General features: G+C 56.7%; 3 protein-coding genes and 1 pseudogene. All 4 read left to right on the top strand.

What is annotated here, in order from left to right; all coding sequences use genetic code 11:
• Positions 1-106: 106 nt before the first annotated feature.
• The gene (betA, locus tag KUA11_RS16875) at positions 107-1,777 is read left to right on the top strand and encodes a choline dehydrogenase (RefSeq protein ID WP_254455011.1); all 1,671 of its coding nucleotides are present in this window, start codon (positions 107-109) and stop codon (positions 1,775-1,777) included.
• Positions 1,774-2,409, top strand: a complete 636-nt coding sequence (locus KUA11_RS16880) for a GNAT family N-acetyltransferase (RefSeq protein WP_217412185.1) — start codon at positions 1,774-1,776, stop codon at positions 2,407-2,409. Before betA ends, KUA11_RS16880 begins: the two co-directional genes overlap by 4 nt.
• The gene (locus KUA11_RS16885) at positions 2,409-3,290 is read left to right on the top strand and encodes a carbon-nitrogen hydrolase family protein (protein ID WP_217412187.1); all 882 of its coding nucleotides are present in this window, start codon (positions 2,409-2,411) and stop codon (positions 3,288-3,290) included. The genes KUA11_RS16880 and KUA11_RS16885 overlap by 1 nt, the downstream gene beginning before the upstream one ends.
• A gap of 113 nt (positions 3,291-3,403) precedes the next feature.
• Positions 3,404-3,629, top strand: a pseudogene (glyA, locus tag KUA11_RS16890) (serine hydroxymethyltransferase); the annotation flags it as partial.

The raw sequence follows: 3,629 nt of genomic DNA on the forward strand, positions 1-3,629 counted from the left end.
GGTCTCGGGCGCGAAAACGGCCGTGCTGCTCTTGAGCATTACACACAGATCAAGACCGTCTACGTCGCGCTCGGCGACGTGGAAGCCCCCTACTGAACCCCCGAAAATGAGGGCTGCCCGCATGCAGGAATTCGATTACATCATTGTCGGCGCAGGATCGGCCGGTTGTGTCCTTGCCAATCGCCTGACCGAGGACGGCAAAGACAACGTGCTGCTTCTGGAGTTCGGCGGCAGCGACAAATCCATCATCGTGCAGATGCCCACAGCACTTGCCATGCCCATGCACAGCAAACGCTTCAACTGGTTTTATGAAAGTGAACCCGAACCGCATCTGGGTGGGCGGCGCATGTTTACTCCACGCGGCAAGGGTCTTGGCGGCTCATCGTCCATTAACGGCATGGTCTACGTCCGAGGCAACGCGCTGGATTTCGAAGACTGGGTGAAGGAAGGAGCTACCGGCTGGTCCTATGCCGACGTCCTGCCCTATTTCAAAAAGGCGGAGTCCTGTACAGAAGGCGACGATCTCTACCGCGGACGCACAGGCCCACTTCACACGCAATACGGCACGGTGGACAATCCGCTGCATGCGGCATGGCTTCTGGCTGGATATCAGGCAGGTTATCCCGTCACCCACGACTACAATGGCTATCAGCAGGAAGGCTTTGACAAGATGAGCATGACCGTCAAGAACGGTCGGCGCTGGAACACGGCCAATGCTTATCTGCGTCCGGTCATGCATCGGAAAAATCTCGAAGTGCATCAACAGGCGCGCGCGACGAAAATTCTCTTCGAAGGCAGGCGCGCGGTTGGCATCGCCTATATGCGCGGCAACAAGGAATGTATCGCCTACGCACGCAAAGAAGTCATTCTCTCTGGTGGATCCATCAACTCTCCGCAGCTTCTGCTACTCTCTGGAATCGGGCCCGCTGCACAGCTCAAGGCTCTCGGCATCCCCGTGATCGCAGATCGACCCGGTGTGGGAGAAAACCTTCAGGACCATCTGGAATTCTATTTTCAGATCGCCTGCAAGAAACCGATTACGCTCTATTCCGCAATGAATCCTCTGGCCAAATTCAAAATCGGCCTACGCTGGTTACTGCGCAAAGATGGCCTCGGAGCCACTAATCATTTCGAAAGCTGTGGCTTTATCCGCAGTAAGGCCGGAATCCCCTACCCCGACATCCAGTTCCACTTTCTTCCCCTTGCCGTGACCTATGACGGCAAAGGTCTGGCATCCGGCCACGGCTATCAGGCCCATGTCGGCCCGATGCGTTCGAAAAGCCGAGGCCATGTGCGGCTCAAATCGGCAGATCCTACCGACAAACCCAGTATCCTGTTCAATTATCTCAGTCATCCCGACGACATGGAAGAAATGCGTGCCTGCGTACGTCTCACACGCGAACTGTTCAATCAGGAGGCGTTCAAGCCGTTCCACGGGCACGAGTTACAACCGGGTGAAGACTGCGTGACAGACGAACAGATTGATGAATTTGTACGTCAGAAAGTGGAAAGCGCCCTGCATCCCTCCTGTACCTGCAAGATGGGAGCTGCCGACGATCCCATGGCCGTCGTGGATCCCGAGACCCGCGTGATCGGTGTCGAAGGTCTTCGTGTGGTGGATTCGTCCATCATGCCGCGCGTAACCAACGGAAATCTCAATGCTCCCACAACAATGATCGCGGAAAAGGCAGCCGATCATATCCGCAACCGCCCCCTACTCCCTCCTTCCTCCGCTCCTTATTATGTCGCACCGCAATGGGAGACCCGGCAACGATGAGCGTGACACTGGAAACTCTGACAGGAGAACACCTCCTTTCGATCGTGCCGGATCTTGCACGATTGAGGATCACGGTCTTTCGAGAATGGCCCTATCTCTACGACGGCAATATCGCCTACGAAGAAAAATATCTTCATGCCTACATGCAAAGCCCCGGGACTGCGGTGGTTGTCGCACGTGACGGGCATGAGGTCGTGGGCGCATCCACCTGCCTGCCACTGAAAGACGAGATGACCTGTATCCGCGCACCTTTCGAGGCGCGCAGGCTGGATACGTCAGATTTCTTCTATTTCGGGGAATCCGTGCTTCTACCACCATGGCGAGGTCAAGGGATCGGCGTGCGGTTTTTCGAGGAACGTGAAAAACACACGCATATAACAGGCAACGCCCGTTTCGCGGTTTTCTGTGCCGTGCATCGCTGGAAGACAGATCCGCGCCGCCCAGCAAATGCCCAGAACCTCGCGGAGTTTTGGAAGCATCGCGGGTTCGCTCCCTTACCATATGTCTCGTGTCATCTCGACTGGAAGGAACCGGGCCTTGAGGGGCAGCGTGACCATCAGCTCGATTTTTACATCAAGTCGCTGCATGGGGATGCGATCCCCGATGCCCTGCTCCACAAGGAACCCTCCTGATGCCTCCTTCTCTCCGCCTTGGTGTGCTGGCATGGAAAGTTGAAAACATCGCGTCTCTCGACGACTACGCACAACATCTTGATCGGCTCGTCGCTGAAGGGGCGCGAGAGGCCGATCTACTGCTGATGCCGGAATATGCGTGCATGGAAGCCGCACATGCCATAATCCAACAGCCCGATCCGGCTGCGGAACTGCACGCCATCTGCACACACAGCGATACCATTCTCGATATCATGCGGGAGGCAGCAAAAAAATATGCGGTGTGGCTCATGCCCGGCACACTTCCTCGTCCCGAAACGGAAGGCATCCGCAACCGTGCGCCCCTGATTTCCCCCAATGGCACGGTCGCTTTTCAGGACAAGCGTGTCATGACCCGGTTCGAGACGGAATCATGGGGCGTACGCGCAGGCAATCCGCCCGGCGTGTTCGAGACACCATGGGGACTGATCGGAACATCCGTTTGCTACGATTCGGAATTTCCTATGTTGGTAAGGGCACAGGTCGAAGCCGGAGCATGGCTGATCCTTGTGCCGACCTGCACGGACTCACCGCACGGTTTCAACCGCGTAAAGATTTCGGCTCAGGCCCGCGCGCTGGAAAACCAGTGCTTCGTGGCAGTCTCTCCCACGGTTGGTGATGCTCCATGGCTTGCAACATTGGATGAAAACCGTGGCTGCGCGGGTGTGTACGGCCCCGTGGATCGTGGATTTCCCGATGATGGCGTGATTGTTGAAGGCACTCCGGACACGGGTGGATGGGTGTTCGCCACACTCTCACCGAACAGCCTGAGCGAGGTGCGGGAAAATGGCGCAGTTCGCAACTACCGTGACTGGCCAAAATCCATCCCACCGTCCCAAATCAATCCTGTCGAACTTTCCTGATATCCGCGCCCATCACGCGCTTTCGAACAACGACCCGTCGCAAATATGAAAGTTCCTCATTTTCGCGTCATCTATCGTATCGAATACCCTTCTCCGGAAAAGAAAACCTGACCATGACCACAGAAACCTTGAAGAACTACTTCCAACAGTCTTTGGCGGAACGCGATCCTGCTGTTGCGTCGGCGATTGGCGCCGAACTTGAGCGCCAGCGCGACGGGATCGAACTGATCGCCTCCGAGAACATGGTCTCCGAAGCCGTGCTTCAGGCCCAGGGCAGCGTGCTGACCAACAAATACGCCGAAGGCTACCCCGGACGCCGCTACTACGGCGGCTGCGCAG

Origin of the sequence: Acetobacter estunensis (assembly GCF_019083805.1) — a bacterium.
In the GTDB taxonomy this organism is placed as follows: Bacteria; Pseudomonadota; Alphaproteobacteria; order Acetobacterales; family Acetobacteraceae; genus Acetobacter; species Acetobacter estunensis_A.